Annotated in this window: 15 protein-coding genes and 1 tRNA gene; 8 read left to right on the top strand and 8 right to left on the bottom strand. The window is 67.4% G+C overall.

Annotation, left to right across the window (positions count from 1 at the left end):
• Nucleotides 1-10 precede the first annotated feature (10 nt).
• The 3 genes from AC50YM_RS11170 to AC50YM_RS11160 are packed head-to-tail and all read left to right on the top strand — an operon-like array spanning nucleotide 11 to nucleotide 2332.
• Nucleotides 11-835, top strand: a complete 825-nt coding sequence (locus tag AC50YM_RS11170) for an alpha/beta hydrolase (protein ID WP_494957014.1) — start codon at nucleotides 11-13, stop codon at nucleotides 833-835.
• Entirely contained in the window at nucleotides 832-1632 is an 801-nt protein-coding gene (locus AC50YM_RS11165) for an alpha/beta hydrolase (RefSeq protein WP_494957013.1), read from the top strand. The genes AC50YM_RS11170 and AC50YM_RS11165 overlap by 4 nt, the downstream gene beginning before the upstream one ends.
• Nucleotides 1625-2332, top strand: coding sequence for a hypothetical protein (locus AC50YM_RS11160; protein ID WP_494957012.1), 708 nt, complete (start codon nucleotides 1625-1627; stop codon nucleotides 2330-2332). Before AC50YM_RS11165 ends, AC50YM_RS11160 begins: the two co-directional genes overlap by 8 nt.
• Nucleotides 2333-2451: 119 nt before the next feature.
• On the opposite strand, the gene AC50YM_RS11155 is transcribed toward AC50YM_RS11160, so the two are convergent.
• Nucleotides 2452-3543, bottom strand: a complete 1092-nt coding sequence (locus AC50YM_RS11155) for an ROK family glucokinase (RefSeq protein WP_494957011.1) — start codon at nucleotides 3541-3543, stop codon at nucleotides 2452-2454.
• Between the two features lie 123 nt (nucleotides 3544-3666).
• Here AC50YM_RS11155 and AC50YM_RS11150 point away from each other — a divergent pair, with 123 nt between their 5' ends.
• The gene (locus tag AC50YM_RS11150) at nucleotides 3667-5487 is read left to right on the top strand and encodes an AMP-dependent synthetase/ligase (RefSeq protein WP_494957010.1); all 1821 of its coding nucleotides are present in this window, start codon (nucleotides 3667-3669) and stop codon (nucleotides 5485-5487) included.
• A 186-nt stretch (nucleotides 5488-5673) separates the two neighbouring features.
• Here AC50YM_RS11150 and AC50YM_RS11145 read toward each other — a convergent pair whose 3' ends face one another.
• A complete protein-coding gene (locus tag AC50YM_RS11145; protein WP_494957009.1) occupies nucleotides 5674-9069 on the bottom strand; it encodes a pyruvate carboxylase in 3396 nt (1131 codons plus the stop codon).
• A 309-nt stretch (nucleotides 9070-9378) separates the two neighbouring features.
• On the opposite strand from AC50YM_RS11145, the gene AC50YM_RS11140 reads away from it, so the two are divergent.
• Nucleotides 9379-10242 (top strand): ParA family protein, encoded by an 864-nt coding sequence (locus AC50YM_RS11140; RefSeq protein WP_494957008.1) that lies wholly within the window; start codon nucleotides 9379-9381, stop codon nucleotides 10240-10242.
• Between the two features lie 188 nt (nucleotides 10243-10430).
• On the opposite strand, the gene AC50YM_RS11135 is transcribed toward AC50YM_RS11140, so the two are convergent.
• The 5 genes from AC50YM_RS11135 to gcvH all read right to left on the bottom strand — a co-directional run bounded on the left by AC50YM_RS11135 (nucleotide 10431) and on the right by gcvH (nucleotide 13570).
• The gene (locus AC50YM_RS11135; protein WP_494957007.1) at nucleotides 10431-11027 is read right to left on the bottom strand and encodes a MerR family transcriptional regulator; all 597 of its coding nucleotides are present in this window, start codon (nucleotides 11025-11027) and stop codon (nucleotides 10431-10433) included.
• A 274-nt stretch (nucleotides 11028-11301) separates the two neighbouring features.
• The gene (locus AC50YM_RS11130; protein ID WP_494957081.1) at nucleotides 11302-11805 is read right to left on the bottom strand and encodes a bifunctional nuclease family protein; all 504 of its coding nucleotides are present in this window, start codon (nucleotides 11803-11805) and stop codon (nucleotides 11302-11304) included.
• On the bottom strand, nucleotides 11805-12521 hold the full coding sequence (gene ftsR / locus AC50YM_RS11125) for a transcriptional regulator FtsR (protein ID WP_494957006.1): 717 nt from the start codon (nucleotides 12519-12521) through the stop codon (nucleotides 11805-11807). Before ftsR ends, AC50YM_RS11130 begins: the two co-directional genes overlap by 1 nt.
• Nucleotides 12522-12544: 23 nt before the next feature.
• Nucleotides 12545-13021: an FHA domain-containing protein gene (locus tag AC50YM_RS11120; protein WP_494957005.1), complete on the bottom strand. Its 477-nt coding sequence runs from the start codon at nucleotides 13019-13021 to the stop codon at nucleotides 12545-12547.
• A gap of 162 nt (nucleotides 13022-13183) precedes the next feature.
• Entirely contained in the window at nucleotides 13184-13570 is a 387-nt protein-coding gene (gcvH, locus tag AC50YM_RS11115) for a glycine cleavage system protein GcvH (RefSeq protein ID WP_494957004.1), read from the bottom strand.
• 146 nt (nucleotides 13571-13716) lie between these two features.
• Here gcvH and AC50YM_RS11110 point away from each other — a divergent pair, with 146 nt between their 5' ends.
• The 3 genes from AC50YM_RS11110 to AC50YM_RS11100 all read left to right on the top strand — a co-directional run bounded on the left by AC50YM_RS11110 (nucleotide 13717) and on the right by AC50YM_RS11100 (nucleotide 16615).
• The gene (locus tag AC50YM_RS11110) at nucleotides 13717-14586 is read left to right on the top strand and encodes an Fpg/Nei family DNA glycosylase (protein WP_494957003.1); all 870 of its coding nucleotides are present in this window, start codon (nucleotides 13717-13719) and stop codon (nucleotides 14584-14586) included.
• A 101-nt stretch (nucleotides 14587-14687) separates the two neighbouring features.
• Nucleotides 14688-15761, top strand: a complete 1074-nt coding sequence (locus AC50YM_RS11105) for a DNA polymerase IV (RefSeq protein WP_494957002.1) — start codon at nucleotides 14688-14690, stop codon at nucleotides 15759-15761.
• Between the two features lie 239 nt (nucleotides 15762-16000).
• Nucleotides 16001-16615 (top strand): carboxymuconolactone decarboxylase family protein, encoded by a 615-nt coding sequence (locus AC50YM_RS11100; RefSeq protein WP_494957001.1) that lies wholly within the window; start codon nucleotides 16001-16003, stop codon nucleotides 16613-16615.
• 201 nt (nucleotides 16616-16816) lie between these two features.
• On the opposite strand, the gene AC50YM_RS11095 is transcribed toward AC50YM_RS11100, so the two are convergent.
• Nucleotides 16817-16893, bottom strand: a tRNA-Pro gene (locus AC50YM_RS11095).
• Nucleotides 16894-16975 lie beyond the last annotated feature (82 nt).

Genomic DNA, 16975 nt, shown 5'->3' with positions numbered 1-16975 from the left:
CGATGGGCTCATGACCGGAAGCAGCCCTCCCCTGGCGCCCGCAGCGTTTCGATCCCCCGGCCACGGCGCCAACGCGGGCATCGGCGTGGCGATCTGCCATGGCTTCACCGGCAGCCCCCTGAGCGTCCTCCCGTGGGCGGAGCATCTGGCCCGGCAGGGCTTTGCGGTGTCGGTCCCGCTGCTGCCCGGGCACGGCACGGACTGGCGCGATCTGGCCCGCCATGGCTGGCAGGACTGGTACCGGGCCTTCGAGACCTCCTATCTGGAGCTCGCCGCCGATACCCGGCACTGCTACGTCGCGGGTCTCTCCATGGGCGGCACCATCGCCTTGCGCACCGCGGCGCGCCATTCCGTCACCGGCGTCGCCGTCGTTAATCCGGGACTGAGCTTCTACGACCGCCGGGTGCGCTATATCGGGCTGCTGAAGCGCGTCCAGCGCACTACCGTTCCGGTCCAGGAGCCGAATCCGACGGCGGCCGTGACAGAGGACGGCGACTACTCGCTCACCCCGCTGGAATCCGTCCACCAGCTCAGCCGCCTTTTCAAGGCGGCGCTGCGCGAGCTTCCCAATGTCGCCGCCCCGGCGCTCGTGTTCAAGTCGGATACCGATATCGTGGTACCGCCCACCTCGGTCGAGCTGCTGCGGAAGCGGCTTGGGTCGCGGGAGCTGTCCGTGGTGAGGCTGCCGGACAGCGGGCATGTGGCCACCCTCGACGTCGACGCCCCGCTGATCTTCGAGCAGTCCGTCCAGTTCTTCCTGCAACACTCAGCCGCCGCGGGCCAGCCCACGACGCCACCAGGCACGCCCGCCACCCCAGCCCCGGAGAAGCCATGACCATCCCCCTGGACCACACGCCGTTCAGCAGCCCGTTCACCGGAAGCGGCCCGCGCACCGGAGTCCTGCTGTCGCACGGTTTCACCGGCAGCCCGCACGGCGTCAGGGACTGGGCCAGGTCGCTGGCCGGGGAAGGCTTCGCCGTGCGGATGCCGCTGCTTCCGGGGCACGGCACCAGCTGGCAGGAGCTGGCCCGGACGCGCTGGCCGGAGTGGCACGCGGCGCTCGACGCCGCCTACCTTGAACTTGCCGCGGACTGTGAGCAGGTGGTCGTGGCCGGGCTGTCCATGGGCGGGGCCCTGGCCCTGCGGATTGCCGCCACCCGCCCGGTTGCCGGCGCCGTGCTGGTAAACCCGGGCCTCGTCATTGACGATCCCCGCGCTCCGCTGGCCGGCATCCTGAAATTCGTGCTCAAGAGCACCCCTGCGATCGCCAACGACATCCTCAAGGAGGGCATCGACGAGGGGGCGTACTCCCGGACGCCGGTCGCCGCGGCGCACGAGCTGAACAAGATGTTCAAGGACACCTTGCGGCTGCTCCCGCGGATCACCGCTCCGGTGCGGGTGTACCGCTCCGCGGTGGACCATGTTGTCTCCGACGCGAGCATAGTGGCCCTGCGCAGAGGCCTCACCCACGCCCCGCTGGAGCTGATCCGGCTGGAAAACAGCTACCACGTGGCTACGATGGACAACGACGCGCCCATGATCTTCCGCGGCTCGGCCGAATTCATCCGGTCGCTGGTTGTGGGAGGCACCCCGGACGCCCACGCGAGCCAAAAGGACACGGCAGATGAATAGACCGGACGCCAACTCTCCGGACCCGGATTCCAGCGCCAACCAGGACGACGCCGTCTGGCTGGATCTGGTCGCCCGGCTGGAAGGCCGGGACGACGCCGCAGGCGCCGGGGCCGGTGACGGGGCCGGGGCCGGGGCCGCAGAAGGCCGGGAAGCCACAGACAGCCCAGGAGGCCCGGACGGCTCAGCCGGCACCGGCGGCACCGACGCCCCATCCGGGACAGCCGGCACCACCGCCGGGACGGATGGAGCCGCCCCGGCCGGCCGGGCCGCAGCGCCCCGTCCCTTCAGCGACTTCGACCCGCTGGGACTTTCCGTCGGGGCGCCGGTTGAACTCTCCGCCAAGGAGCGGCTGGCGCGGAGCCAGGCTGCCGCATCCGCCGCAGACGGCCCGGACGCTGTGGGTGCCCAGGCTGCGCCGGGGCCGCGGGACTACGAGGCCGCGGATGAGGACCAGTCGGCGCCGGGCGAATTCGTGCCGGAGGAACCGCCCAGCCTGGCCGGGACCGACCCGTTGACCGTGCTGGCGTGGCTGGGGGCAGTCGGCGGTCCGGTCGCGCTGCTGATGTCGGCGATGTTCTGGCGTTCGGCCCCGCTGTTGGCGATCCTCGGAATGGTGGCCGCCTTTGCGGCCTCGCTGGTGTTCCTGATCATGCAGCTGCCGGGTGAAAAGGACGAGCACGACGACGGTGCACGCATCTAGGCGCACACATCCAGCTGCGCGCCTCCCGACGCACACATCCAGGGGCACGCAGCCGGACGCACCTCAGCTGCACCCACTAAGGTGCACGCCGCCAGGTGCACGCCGCCAGGTGCACGCCGCTAACTGTGCATGCGGCTGCTGACCCGGGACAGGTCCGCAGCGCCGATCAGGCCGGCGTTCGGACCGAGCGCCGCGAGGTCGATCTCCGCCGCGGGCCGGAAGCCGCGGCCGGTCAGGTTCCGGGCGAACGCCCTCCGGGCCGGGCCGACCAGCAGTTCGCCGGCGTCGCAGAGTCCCCCGCCGATCACGAACATGCCCGGATCCAGGGCGGCGGCCAGGTTTGCCAGGCCGAGTCCGAGCCATTCCCCCACGTCCTCGAGCAGCTCCCGCGAGGTAGGGTCGCCGGCCTTGGCCAGCTCGGTGACAATTACGCCGGTGATGCGGTCCACGTGGCCGTCGACCGCCTTGAGCAGTTCCTGGGCCACCGGTGAGTTGGCGGCGGCGAGTTCCCGGGCTTCCCGGCCGAGCGCGTTGCCGGAAGCGTATTGCTCCCAGCAGCCCCGGTTGCCGCACTCGCAGCGGTGCCCGCCGGGCATGATTATCTGGTGGCCGAACTCCCCTGCCACGCCGAAGCGCCCACGTTCGAGCCGGCCGTCCATCACCATCGCACCACCGATTCCGGTTCCGAGCGTGATGCACACCAGTCGGCTCTGGCCCTGCCCGGCTCCGAAACGCCATTCCGCCCAGCCGGCCGCGTCGGCGTCGTTGGTCAACAGCACCGGCCGGCGGAGCAGCCGCTGCAGATTGTCCCGGAGCGGTTCGTTGCGCCAGGCCAGATGCGGGCTGAACAGCACCGTGCCGCCGTCGAGGTCCATCCAGCCGGCCGCACCAATCCCGACCGACCAGATCCGGTGGCCGTCGCCCAGTTCCTCGACCAGCTCCACGATCACCTGTTCGACCGCGCGGGGATCATTGCCGGGCGTGGACCGCTTGGCCTGGGCCAGGATCCTGCCCTCCGCGTCGACCACACCGGCCGCAACCTTGGTCCCGCCAATGTCGACGCCGATAGCGAGGCCCTTGCGGCCCAGCCGCAGGTGCTCGCGCAAACCCTGGCCGGCCGGCGCGGCGGCCGCGCCTGCCAGCCCCCTGCGCCGCCAGGCGGCAGTCCTGCGGTACGGTCCGGGCTGCTGGCCGGGTGGAGGTGTGTGCATGGTTCACTATCCTATTCCGCGTAAAGTTACTCGCCGGTAGGTGTGGTGGAAAACACCTGCCTTGGACCGCATACTAGTGTTAGTCGTACCCCTCGCGGGTCCATGGATATCAAAGGAGCTAACGTGCGAGAAATCATTGTCCCGCCCCTGGTCAACGTCCCCCCGGAAACGAACGTCACCGATCTGGTGCTGCGCCAGGCGGCGAAGGCTACCAACCCGGCTTTGTTCTCCCGGCTTGACGCCGCCGGAGCGTGGCAGGACATCCGCGCCACCGAGTTCCTGGCCGATGTGTCACTGCTCGCCAAGGGCCTGATGGCCAGCGGCGTCGGGGCCGGCGACCGCGTGGGCATTATGTCCCGCACCCGGTACGAGTGGGCTCTCATCGACTTCGCCATCTGGTTCGCCGGTGCCGTCTCGGTGCCGATCTATGAGACGTCCTCCCCCTCGCAGGTCGCCTGGAACCTGAGCGATTCCGGCGCGGTCGCCGCGTTCGGCGAGTCCGCCCACCACGAGGCCATCATCCGGCAGGCTGCCACCTCAGAGGGCCTCACCGAACTGGCCCACGTCTGGCAGCTTGAGGGCGCCGGCCTCGACGAGGTCCGCGCCGCCGGTGCGACGGTCAGCAACGAGGAGCTTGAGGCCCGTCGCAGCCTCGCAACCCTCGACGACCTCGCCACGGTCATCTACACCTCCGGCACCACCGGCCGGCCCAAGGGCTGCGAACTGACCCACGGGAACTTCGTCTGTCTGTCCGAAAACGCACTGGCCACCTCGCTGAACAAGATCGTCCACGAGCAGGCCCGGACCATCATGTTCCTGCCGCTCGCCCACGTGTTCGCGCGCTTCATCTCGGTACTGGCGGTCGCCGGCGGCGTCACGGTGGCACACACACCGGACATCAAGAACCTCCTGCCGGACCTGCAGAGCTACAAGCCAACCTTCATCCTCGCGGTCCCGAGGGTCTTCGAGAAGGTCTACAACTCGGCGCTGACCAAGGCCGAGGACGGCGGCAAGGGCGCCATCTTCCACCGCGCTGCGGACACCGCCATCGAATTTTCCCGCGCCCGCCAGGCCGGGAAGGTCGGCCTCGGCCTCAAACTCAAGCACACCGTCTTCGACAAGCTGGTCTACGGCAAGCTCCGCGCCGCGATGGGCGGCGAGGTCGCCCACGCCGTCTCCGGCGGCGGCCCGCTGGGCGAACGGCTGGGTCACTTCTTCCAGGGCATCGGCATGCAGATCCTGGAAGGCTACGGTCTCACCGAAACGACGGCCCCCGTTACGGTGAACACGCCCGATCTGATCAAGATCGGCACCGTCGGCGCCCCGATTCCCGGGAACGCCGTCAGGATCGCCGACGACGGCGAGATCCTCGCCAAGGGTGTGTGCGTCATGCGCGGCTACTACCAGCGCGAGGACCTCTCCGGGGAGTCCTTCACCGACGGCTGGTTCCGCACCGGCGACATCGGACACCTCGACGAGCAGGGTTTCCTGACCATCACCGGGCGCAAAAAGGAAATCATTGTCACGGCCAGCGGCAAGAATGTGGTGCCGGCCCTGCTGGAGGACCAGATCCGCGCGGACGCGCTGGTCTCCCAGGTGCTTGTCGTGGGCGACAACCGCCCCTTCATCGGCGCGCTGGTCACCCTCGACGAGGAGGCCCTGCCCGGCTGGCTGCACCGCCACGGGCTGCCCGCGTCCACGACCGTTGCCGAAGCCACCGACAACACCGCGGTCCGGGCCGCCGTGCAGGAGCTCATCAACGCCGCCAACCAGTCGGTGTCCCAGGCTGAGGCGATCAAGTCCTTCCGGATTGTGCCGGCGGACTTCACCGAGGCCTCCGGGCACCTGACGCCCTCGATGAAGGTCAAGCGCGCCCAGGTGATGAAGGACTTCGAGAACGTCATCGAGGAGATGTACGGCACCCCGCGTCCCACCGAGGTCTAACCTTCACCCGCCCCAGTGCAACGCGGGGCCACTCCAACGCGGGGTCACCTCCAGCCCGTCCCGGGCCCGCCGATGGGCCGGAAGTGACCCCGCGTTGCTTGTAGAAGAAGGGTCCTTCCAGCTTTGGCCGGAAGGACCCTTCTTCGTTGTCCTGGATGTCGTTGTTGTCCTGTGCTGCTGCCGCGGCTATTCCACGACGAGGAGCAGGTCCCCGCCCTGGACCTGTTCGATCGCGCCGACGGCGAGCCGCGCGACCGTGCCGGCCACCGGCGTCGTGATGGACGCCTCCATCTTCATGGCTTCGATCGTGGCGACCGTGTCGCCGGCCTTGACTGACTCGCCGGCCTTGACAGTCAAGGTGACGGCCCCTGCGAACGGTGCGGCCACCTGGCCCGGCTGCGAGGTGTCGGCGCGCTCGGCGGCCTTGACGTTGCTGACCACGGAACGGTCCCGGACCACGACCGGGCGGGACTGCCCGTTGAGCGTGCACATCACGGTTCGCATGCCCTTCTCGTCCGGTTCGGAGACCGCTTCGAGCGAGGCGATCAGGCGGACGCCCTTCTCGAGTTCGATCTCGTGCTCCGCGCCGCGCTGCAGGCCGAAGAGGTAGTCGCGGGTGTCCAGCACCGAGAGGTTGCCATAGGACTCCACGCTCTTCTGGTAGTCCTTGGTGGGGCCGGCGAAGAGCAGCCGGTTGAGCGTCTGCTGCACGGTCCGGGAGTCCGAGTTGAGTGCGGCGCTGTCCTCGGCGCTGAGCTCGACGTCGCGGACCTTCACCTTGCGGCCCTGCAGGGCCTTGGTGCGGAACGGTTCCGGCCAGCCTCCGGGCGGGTCGCCCAGTTCACCGGACAGGAAGCCGATCACGGAGTCCGGGATGTCGTATTTCTGCGGGTTCTCGTTGAAGTCCGCGGGATCGGCGTTGAGGCCGACCAGATGCAGGGCCAGGTCGCCGACGACCTTGGAGGACGGGGTGACCTTCACGAGCCGGCCGAGGATCCGGTCGGCCGCGGTGTACATGTCCTCGATGGCCTCGAACCGCTCCCCGAGGCCCAGCGCGATCGCCTGCTGGCGCAGGTTGGAGAGCTGGCCGCCGGGGATTTCGTGCTGGTAGACCCGTCCGGTGGGGCCCGGGAGGCCCGATTCGAACGGTGCGTAGACGCGGCGGACGGCTTCCCAGTACGGTTCCAGGGCACACACGTTCGCCAGGCTCAGCCCGGTGTCCCGCGGTGTGTGGGCCAGGGCGGCGACGAGCGCGGAGGCCGATGGCTGGCTGGTGGTGCCGGCCAGCGAGGCCGAGGCCACGTCCACGGCGTCGACTCCGGCGTCGACGGCCGCCAGCAGGGTGGCCAGCTGTCCGCCCGCGGTATCGTGCGTGTGCAGGTGGACCGGGAGGTCGAAGCGTTCGCGCAGGGCACTCACGAGGCGGGCAGCGGCGGCGGGGCGCAGCAGGCCCGCCATGTCCTTGATCGCCAGGATGTGCGCGCCGGCGTCGACGATCTTCTGCGCCAGCTCCAGGTAGTAGTCCAGCGTGTAGAGCGTCTCGTCGGGGTCCAGCATGTCGGCGGTGTAGCAGAGGGCGACTTCCGCGACGGCGGTGCCGGTCTCGCGGACGGCGCGGATCGCCGGTGCCATCTGGTTGACGTCGTTGAGCGCGTCGAAGATGCGGAAGATGTCGATGCCGGTGGCGGCCGCCTCGTTGACGAACGCGACCGTGACTTCTTCCGGGTACGGGGTGTAGCCGACCGTGTTGCGGCCGCGCAGGAGCATCTGCAGGCAGACGTTCGGCAGCGCCTTGCGCAGCGCAGCGAGCCGGTGCCAGGGATCCTCACCGAGGAACCGCAGCGAAACGTCGTAGGTGGCGCCGCCCCAGGCCTCGACGGAGAGCAGTTCCGGCAGGAGCTTGGTGACGGCCGGGCCGGCCGCCACGAGGTCGCGCGTGCGGACCCTGGTGGCGAGCAGGGACTGGTGCGCGTCACGGAAGGTGGTGTCGGTGACGGCCACGGCGTTCTGCGCGCGGAGGGCCTTCGCGAAACCGTCCGGGCCCAGTTCCTGCAGCCGCTGGCGGGAGCCGGGCCGGGCAGCGGCGTCGTCCAGGGCCGGGAGTTTGGCTGCGGGATCGCTGTGCACGGTGAGCTCGCCGTTGGGCTTGTTCACGGTGACTTCGGCCAGCCAGGTCAGCAGCTTGGTGCCGCGGTCCGCGGAGACCCGGGCCTTGAGCAGTTCGGGGCGTTCGTCGATGAAGGAGGTGGCGACGTTGCCGGCAATGAAGTCGGCGTCGTCCAGCACGGCCTGCAGGAACGAGATATTGGTGGAGACGCCGCGGATGCGGAACTCGGCGAGGGCACGGCGGGCACGGGCCACGGCAGCCGGGTACTCGCGGCCGCGGCAGGTCAGCTTGACCAGCATGGAGTCGAAGTGCGGGCTGATCTCGGCACCCGAGTAGACCGTGCCGCCGTCGAGCCGGACCCCGGCGCCACCGGCTGAACGGTAACCGGTGATCTTGCCGACGTCGGGCCGGAAGCCGTTGGCCGGGTCCTCCGTGGTGATGCGGCACTGCAGGGCGGCACCCCGGAGCTTGACGGTCTCCTGCGACAGGCCAAGGTCGGCGAGGGTCTCGCCGGCGGCGATGCGCAGCTGGGCCTGGACCAGGTCGACGTCGGTGACTTCCTCAGTGACGGTGTGCTCGACCTGGATGCGCGGGTTCATTTCGATGAACACGTGCTGGCCGGCCCGTTCCCCGACGGTGTCGACGAGGAATTCCACGGTGCCGGCGTTGACGTAGTTCAGCGCCTTGGCAAACTTCACGGCGTCGCGGTAAAGGGCCTGCCGGATGCCTTCGTCCAGGTTCGGTGCCGGGGCGATCTCGATGACCTTCTGGTGGCGGCGCTGGATGGAGCAGTCACGCTCGAAGAGGTGCATCACGTTGCCCTCGGCGTCGGCCAGGATCTGCACCTCGATGTGGCGGGGGCGCAGCACTGCCTGTTCCAGGAACATGGTCGGGTCGCCGAAGGCCGCGTCGGCTTCGCGCATGGCGGCCTGCAGCGCCTCGGGCAGGGCATCGCGGGTGTCGACGCGGCGCATCCCGCGTCCGCCGCCACCGGCGACGGCCTTGGCAAAGATGGGGAAGCCGATTACGTCGGCGGCTGCGATGAGCTCGTCAACGTCTTTGGAGGGCTGGCTGGATTTCAGTACCGGGACGCCGGCTTTGCGGGCCGCTTCAAGGGCTGCGACCTTGTTGCCGGCCAGTTCCAGGACCTCCGCCGGCGGCCCGACGAAGGTGATGCCGGCCTCCGCGGCGGCCCGGGCCAGGCGCGGGTTCTCCGAGAGGAAGCCGTACCCGGGGTAAATGGCGTCGGCCCCGGATTCCTTGGCCACGCGCACCACCTCATCGACGTCGAGGTAGGCCCGCACCGGGTGGCCTTCTTCGCCGATCAAATATGCTTCATCCGCCTTCTGGCGGTGGATCGAGTTGCGGTCCTCGTGCGGGAAGACGGCGACAGTCTTGGCGCCCAGTTCATAACCGGCACGGAAGGCACGGATCGCGATTTCGCCGCGATTGGCCACCAGAATTTTCGAAAACATACTTCTCCTGCATCATCGCGGGTGTATCGGTAATTGGTCACAGTGTCTAAGAGGTGGCCGGGCAAACACAAATTATTGTGTCGACCGTCACAGCGACGCACGTCACGTGCGCCGGTTTAGGCGCAGGCGGCTTCCGGTCCCGGCAGAAGCATATCTGTGATCTGCCCGCCCCGGCACCCGATAAGGCAGGTTTCGGCGGGGCGGCAACATATGATGAGGGGTGGGTGGCGCAGCACGCCCCGGTTCCGGAGAACGCAGGAGCCGGCAGGACCCCGTCCCGGCAACCGGCGTTAGGTATTGGTTTTTCAAGTGCAAGTAGTCAGCATCAGCAGCCTCAAAGGCGGTGTCGGCAAGACATCGGTGACCACCGGATTGGCGTCCGCGGCATTGGCCGCCGGCATCCCCACCCTCGTCGTCGACCTTGATCCGCACGCGGATGCGAGTACGGCACTTGGCGTCCGGCCGGGTGACCAGTTGGACATCGGCCGGATGCTCAAGACTCCCCGGCGTGCCCGCCTGGCCGAAAACGTGGTCCCCAGCGGATGGGTGGAGCGCGCGTCCGCCAACGGCGGAGCTCCTGCCGGCCGGTCAGCCCCTGTCCTTGATGTGGCCGTCGGTTCCGCCTACACCGGCATCTACGACCGCCCCGACCTGGGCCGCCGCGACCTGCGCCGGCTTTCCACCGTGCTGGCCGGCGCGTCCAAGTACCAGCTGGTCCTCGTGGACTGCCCGCCGTCCCTGAACGGACTGACCAGGATGGCCTGGTCTGCCAGCGACAAGGTCGTCCTTGTCGCCGAACCCGGTCTCTTCTCTGTCGCCGGCACGGAACGCACCATGCGGGCGATCCAGATGTTCCGCCAGGAATTCGCCCCGAACCTCTCCCCCGCCGGCATCGTCGCCAACCGGGTGCGCAGCGGTTCCGCCGAGCACACCTTCCGGCTCGCCGAGATGGAGTCCATGTTCGGCACGCTGCTGCTGTCCCCGCATATCCCCGAGCAGGCCAACTGGCAGCAGATCCAGGGCGCGGCGCACTCCATCCACCACTGGCCGGGAGATTCGGCCAAGAACGCCGCCGCCCTGTTCGACGCCCTGCTGGCGAACCTGGTCGGCAGCGGCGCGGGCGCCGGGGATCCGGCCGCCGCCGGCCTGGTCCGCAACCGCAGCCAGCGCTAGCGGTTTCCGCGCCCGGGCCCAGACACCGGCGCCGCGCGGCACCGCACCGCGACTCTGCGCGGAACAACACCCAAAACGACAGCAACGCGGGGTCACTAAACGCCCATCCGGCAGGCCGGAATGGGCGTTTAGTGACCCCGTGTTGCTGTTGGGGGCGGTGTTGTTAGGGCTGTGGGTGGCCTGCTGCGCTAGCTGATCTTGCGGGCGGCGCGGCGCTTGCTGAGTTCGTCGCCGGGGAAGGACTGGTCGCTGGCGTGTTCGCTGGGAAGGGCTGCGAGGCTGCCTTCCACTTCGCGCCAGACGCGGCCGACGGCGATTCCGAAGACGCCCTGCCCACCCTGGACGAGATCAATCACTTCGTCCGCCGAGGTGCATTCGTACACGCTGGCGCCGTCACTCATGAGGGTGATCTGGGCGAGATCCTCGACGCCGCGCTCCCGGAGGTGCTCAACGGCGGTACGGATCTGCTGCAGGGACACGCCGGTGTCGAGGAGGCGTTTGACGACTTTCAGGACCAGGATGTCGCGGAAACCGTAGAGTCGCTGGGAGCCCGAACCGGCGGCGCCGCGGACGGCGGGTTCGACCAGCCCGGTGCGTGCCCAGTAGTCCAGCTGGCGGTAGGTGATGCCGGCCGCCTTGCAGGCGGTCGGACCGCGGTAGCCCGCATCCTCATCCAGAACGGGGAGGTCCTCGGTGAACAGCAGGCCCTGGGCACCGCTGGCGGGCACGGCAATACCAGCCGTCGGGGGCTGCTTGAGCTCGCCCGCTTCGCCTTTCGGACTCACGTGGATCCTCCTCGTCTTGGCTCCCCTGCGAAAAATGCAGCAACAACCAGTTGTTACTAGCTAAACAAAACACGGGTGGATAAAATTCATCCGTGTAATTCTGCCGGGTCTGCACTCTCCAGTGTGACCTGAGCGGCTGTTGCGTGCAATGGGAACTTGTACTTCTGACGTTAGGCCTGCCGGGGCCCAAGGTCAAAGACGTTAGCGGTATTGCCAAGGCGTGTCGAAACTTTCATCCTCGACTTTAACCTTTGCCGGTCCCGGGGGCGTGCCCTCAGCCGGCAAAGTCCTCCGGTTCGACGTCGTCGAGGAACTCGCGGAACCGGCGCAGCTCCCCCTCTTCATCGACGGCGGGACCGGGGTGGGTGTCCTCACCCTCGTCATGTTCGGTGATCCGGACGCCTGCCTCTTCCATCACGGCGTCGGCGCACCAGATGCGGCATTTGGCCCGGAGGCCCAGGGCAAGGGCATCGGAGGCCCGGGAACTGACCGTGGTTCCGTTGTCGAACTGGAGCTGGCCGTAGAAGATGTTGTCCTCCACGGCGACGATGTTGACGCTGACGATGGCGTGGCCGAGCGCTTCGACGACGTCGATCAGCAGGTCGTGGGTCATCGGCCGCGGCGGCACCACCCCCTGCTGGGCGAGCGCGATGGCGCTTGCTTCCGGAGTGCCGATCCAGATCGGCACGTGCCGCTCGCCGTGGATCTCCTTGAGCAGGACGAGCGGCTGGTTGGACGGAAGTTCAATCCGTACGCCTACAATCTCCACCTCAATCATCACATGTCCATCCTCGAGATGCGGTCCAGGACCAGGGCCCGGTGCAGCGTGAGGCACAACTCGCTGATTTCCCGGGCTGCTTCTGCGGCGCGGGCGTGGGAAGCGGCATCCTTGCGCGAGGTCAGGGTCGCCACGGCACGCTCCACCAGGCCGAACTCGCGTTCGGCGGCGGCCTGGAACGGCCGCAGGTGCCGGGGTTCCAGGCCGTGGCCCTCCAGCTGGACGCAGGCGCGCGCGACCTGGAGGGCGTGCTCATCGAATTTTCCGTTGACGTGGCCGATCAGGCCGTAGCTCAGCAGCGACTCGACCAGCGGCACGCTGGCGCCGGACTCGGCGCGGAGCTGTTCCTCGCTGAGCCGGCGGACCCGGCTGTGCAGTTCGGACGCCAGATCCTCGGAGACGATCCGCGGCGAGACCGTAACCCCGGGCGGCAGGTTCTCCGGGCGTTCCCCGCGGTCGATGGCATCGAGGTAGTCCTTGATGACCTTCAGCGGCAGGTACTGGTCGCGCTGGAGGGACAGCACGAATCGCAGCCGCTCGACGTCGTTCTCGGCGTACTGCCGGTATCCGGCCGGGGTCCGCCGGGGGTTGATCAGGCCCTTTTCCTCGAGGAACCGGATTTTTGACGCGGTCATGCTGGGGAAGTCGTCGCTCAGCTGAGCCAGGACTTCCCCGATGTTCAGAACCTGGGGTCCGCGCCGTTCCGCTTGTGCCATGGCCACAGGCAGCTACCCCGGAATCAGACGTTGCCTGCTGCGCGGGCAGGGCTCAGGTAGAAGGTGAGGCGGAACTTCCCGATCTGCACTTCGCTGCCGGACTTCAGTTCGACACTGTCGACGCGGTCGTTGTTAACGTAGGTGCCGTTCAGGCTTCCGGTGTCCACGACTTCAAAGCTGCGCGCCGTGCGGCGGAACTCGACGTGCCGGCGGGAAACCGTCACGTCGTCGAGGAAGATGTCGGCGTCCGGGTGCCGGCCCGCCGTCGTGATGTCCGAATCCAGCAGGAAGCGGGCGCCGATGTTCGGCCCGCTGTGTGCAACCAGCAGCGCAGAACCGTATGGCAGCGCCTCAACCGCGGTCCGCTCCTCGGCCGTGAGCTTCGGAACGAAGGTCGGTTCGTCGCGGACCGGCGTGAGGTTAATCGACGTGGTCTCCGAAGCCTTCACTCCACCCGTGCCATGACCGTCACCGGTGTTGTTGCGTTCGTGCCCAAACATTGATTCCTCCATTCGCTGCAGGTGTCCCCCCGCAAACAACGCATGCCGTCCGGAAAAGCCTGGCAGATCCGGGATTCACCCTCGGAGGGGCGTTGTTTCGTTGGTTTCCCAACGGCTTAGCCAACGGCTTAGCGAACGACCCGGCCCGAATGGGCTTTAGCTTTAGCCTACCTGTTGTTCGTACTCCGATGCACTGAGCAATGACTCGACCGCGTCGGCCTCTGCCAGCCTGATTTCCATCAGCCAGCCCTCCCCGTACGGATCGGAATTGATCAGCGCGGAGTCGGTGTCCAGCGCCTCATTGCGCGAGACAATTTCCCCGGAAACGGGGGCGTAGATGTCGCTGACGCTTTTGGTGGACTCGACCTCGCCGACGACGTCGTTTGCCTTGATGGTGGTGCCGACCTCCGGCATCTGGGCATAGACCACGTCGCCAAGCGCGTCCTGGGCAAAATCGGTGATGCCCACGCGCACAACACCCTCGGCGTTCGGGGCAGTCACCCACTCGTGCTCTGCGGTGTAGGACAGCTCTTCGGGAATATTGCTCATGACGGGCCTTTCCTCGGGTCAATCACCAATGTCGTCGGCGGTCAATGGAACTGTCCGCCGGTGAAAGTATAGGCATATCCGGCCGGGCCCGGGGAGGACTCTGACATGATGGGGCGATGACAGATCAAGCCGGTAACGGCTAGGCAATGCCTGAGCTTCCAGAAGTCGCGGCGCTGACGGATTTTCTCGCCGGGCAGCTGCGCGGGGCCGTTGTCACGAAGATCCAGCTCGTCTCCTTTGCGGTGCTCAAAACGGCCGATCCGCCCTTCTCCGAGCTGGAGGGCAGGACCGTGACCGGCGTGCGCCGCTATGGGAAGTTCGTCAGCCTGGAGGCCGACGGCCTGCATTTGGTCTTCCACCTGGCCAGGGCCGGCTGGGTCCGCTTCACGGACGCGCCGCACGACATTCCGCTGAAAATGGGCAAGGGATACCTCGCGGCGCGGTTGTTGTTTTCCGGTCGGTCCGGGCCGCTGGGCCTGGACCTGACGGAGGCGGGCACCAAAAAGAGCCTGGCCGTCTATGTGGTCCGGGATCCGCACGACGTTCCCGGAATCGCCGCCCTCGGCCCCGACCCGTTCAGTCCGGGGTTCGACGTCGATACCCTCGCGGGGATCCTCGGCGGCAGTTCCCAGCAGATCAAGGGCGTGCTGCGGAGCCAGAGCGTGATGGCGGGCATCGGGAACGCCTACAGCGATGAGATCCTGCATGCCGCCAGGATCTCACCCTTCGCCGCTGCCAAGTCCCTGGGCCCGCAGGAGGTCCAGGTCCTCTACGACGCCATCCACAGCATTCTGGGCACAGCCCTGCGGGAGGCCGCCGGCAAACCGCCGCACGAGCTCAAGGACGCCAAACGGAGCCACATGAGAGTGCACGGACGGACCGGCGAGGCGTGCCCGGTGTGCGGGGACATCGTCCGCGAGGTGTCCTTTGCGGATACCTCGCTGCAGTACTGTCCGGGCTGCCAGACGAAGGGGAAGATCCTGGCCGACCGGCGCACCTCCCGCTTCCTGAAATAGGCGCAGCTGGAATTCAACGAAAGCGGCAGGCCGCAGCCTGCAGCGGCCAGGCCCGGTGGAGAGCCGATGCCTGCCGGGGGTGTTTAGGGCAGACTGGTGGCGTGAGCGGAATCCGGTGGGTGCTGCACGTCGATCTCGACCAGTTCATCGCGGCGGTCGAGGTGCTCCGGCGGCCGGAGCTTGCGGGCAAGCCGATCATTGTCGGCGGCCGGGGCGACCCCACCGAACGAGCCGTGGTGTCGACCGCATCCTACGAAGCCAGGGCGTTCGGCGTGGGTTCCGGAATGCCCCTGCGCGTTGCGGCCCGGAAAGTGCCCGACGCCGTGATCCTGCCCGTCGACCAGGAGGCCTACCTCGCAGCGTCTGAAACGGTGATGGCTACCCTGCGCGCGCAGCCCGGCGCCACCGTGCAGGTGCTGGGTTGGGATGAAGCCTTTGTCGGCATTGAGTCAGAGAATCCGGAGGCCTACGCCCGGCAGGTGCAGGCCGCTGTCCTGGCGCGAACGCAGCTGCATTGCAGCGTGGGCATCGGCGACACCCTGGTCCGCGCCAAGGTCGCCACCGGTTTCGGCAAGCCGGCAGGCGTTTTCCGTCTCACTGCCGGGAACTGGCTCGACGTCATGGGCAGCCGGCCCACCAGGGACCTGTGGGGCGTCGGAACCAAAGTGTCGGGCCGGCTGGCCAAACTCGGCATCAACACAGTCGCGGAGCTCGCCGCGTCCGACCCCCAGGACCTGGTCCCGGAGTTCGGCCCCAGGATGGGTCCTTGGTACGCGGAGCTCGGACGCGGGGACGGCGCCAGCGTAGTGGACGACACCCCGTGGATTGCCCGCGGGCACAGCCGGGAGACCACGTTCCAGCGGGACCTGACTGAACCCGCCCAGGTGGACGACGCCGTCAGGGAGCTGACAGCGCATGTCCTTGAGGATGTTGTGGCCGAAGGACGGCCCGTGGTTGGGCTGACGCTCAAGGTTCGGTACGCACCGTTCGTCACCACGACCCACGCGAAGAAGATTCCCGGGACATTCGACCGGAACGAAATCCTCGCGCGGGCCCTGGACCTCGCAGCCGTCATCGAGGCGGGCCGTCCGATCCGGCTCCTGGGCCTGCGGGCCGAAATGGCCATGCCCGACGACGCCCGAAAGGGACACACACCGACGCGCGGTGGTTGGTGACGGCGTCGGTCCCGGGCTCACCAGCGCGGATGAACCGCTTCGCGGAGAGTAGCGGTTACGGGCGGGCGCACGACTTTTGGACGTGCCCCGGCACAGTGGAGGGAGTGAGGGGGTTCCCGTAACCGCGATAGGTCGTCAAACCCCGACCCGCGGCCATCCCGGCTGCCTTCAGTCCGATAAAGGCACTTCGAACGACGTGCCCTGATCGGGAAAGGGGTGCACGATAAGAGGTACCGCAAATGGGTATCGAAACTCTTGAGGAGAGAGAAATGACGGTCATCCAAACAATTCCGGAGGGAGAGGCGTTCGGCGAAACTGCTGCCTTCTATGCCGAGGACATCCGTGACCTAGGCTATGTCGCCAGCCAGACCAAGGTTATGTCCCTGCACCCCCAGGCCTACAAAGCATGGAATTCCTTGCTCGAGGCGGTGGCGGGCCCAATGGACAAACGCCGCTACGAACTTGTTACGCTCGCCGCATCCCAAGGTGTCGGGTCCCGGCACTGTCGGCTGGCACATGGGGCAAAGTCTTTGAACTACATCGACGAAACGACCCTCATCAAGATTGCCCGCGACTACAAGAACGCGGGATTATCGGCCGCGGAAGTGGCAATGATGGAGTTCGCTGAGAAACTCAGCCGACACTCAGCCTCCATGACCGACCAAGACAGCAGACACCTGCAGGATCTGGGATTCAGCGATGCGGACATCCTGGAAATTGCCCTTGCCGCTGCCATGAGGAACTTTATCGCCCGTACGGTGCAAGCGCTCGCGGTCGACGTCGACGTTCCACCGCAACTCAGCCTGGGTCTTCAGCAAGCCCTGCTTGACCCCCTAAACCCAATCGCTGGCTGAGTGACGGCCGCACAACGATTTCAGCAAAGAAGCAACAACGGCGAGGAAGAGCTCTCGGGTGAGCATGCGCTGTGACAAACCATCGACCGGATGTCTGACGGCTACCCCAGCGCTGCTACAGCCGTTGCGGCATTCCGATTGTTAAGCAGCAAAGGCCGCCTCCGGATTTCTCCGGAAACGGCCTCTGACCTGCTGTTTCCATGGTCGGGCTGACAGGATTTGAACCTGCGACCCCTTGACCCCCAGTCAAGTGCGCTACCAAGCTGCGCTACAGCCCGCTGGTCCTACCGTTCTCCGCTCATGATGATCTTCCCTTGGATATCCAAACGATTTCATCTGAGCAGTCCGGCCGAACCACCT

The sequence above is a fragment of the Pseudarthrobacter sp. RHLT1-30-1 genome (assembly GCF_059383415.1).
This window is presented reverse-complemented; position numbering and strand designations above follow the sequence as displayed.

Bases quoted from the DNA above. Each gene is read 5' to 3' on its own strand.
- AC50YM_RS11170 (WP_494957014.1), top strand. From the start codon at position 11: ATGACCGGAAGCAGCCCTCCCCTGGCGCCCGCAGCGTTTCGATCCCCC.
- AC50YM_RS11165 (WP_494957013.1), top strand. From the start codon at position 832: ATGACCATCCCCCTGGACCACACGCCGTTCAGCAGCCCGTTCACCGGA.
- AC50YM_RS11160 (WP_494957012.1), top strand. From the start codon at position 1,625: ATGAATAGACCGGACGCCAACTCTCCGGACCCGGATTCCAGCGCCAAC.
- AC50YM_RS11155 (WP_494957011.1), bottom strand. From the start codon at position 3,543: ATGCACACACCTCCACCCGGCCAGCAGCCCGGACCGTACCGCAGGACT.
- AC50YM_RS11145 (WP_494957009.1), bottom strand. From the start codon at position 9,069: ATGTTTTCGAAAATTCTGGTGGCCAATCGCGGCGAAATCGCGATCCGT.
- AC50YM_RS11130 (WP_494957081.1), bottom strand. From the start codon at position 11,805: ATGATTGAGGTGGAGATTGTAGGCGTACGGATTGAACTTCCGTCCAAC.
- ftsR (WP_494957006.1), bottom strand. From the start codon at position 12,521: ATGGCACAAGCGGAACGGCGCGGACCCCAGGTTCTGAACATCGGGGAA.
- AC50YM_RS11120 (WP_494957005.1), bottom strand. From the start codon at position 13,021: ATGTTTGGGCACGAACGCAACAACACCGGTGACGGTCATGGCACGGGT.
- gcvH (WP_494957004.1), bottom strand. From the start codon at position 13,570: ATGAGCAATATTCCCGAAGAGCTGTCCTACACCGCAGAGCACGAGTGG.
- AC50YM_RS11110 (WP_494957003.1), top strand. From the start codon at position 13,717: ATGCCTGAGCTTCCAGAAGTCGCGGCGCTGACGGATTTTCTCGCCGGG.
- AC50YM_RS11100 (WP_494957001.1), top strand. From the start codon at position 16,001: ATGGGTATCGAAACTCTTGAGGAGAGAGAAATGACGGTCATCCAAACA.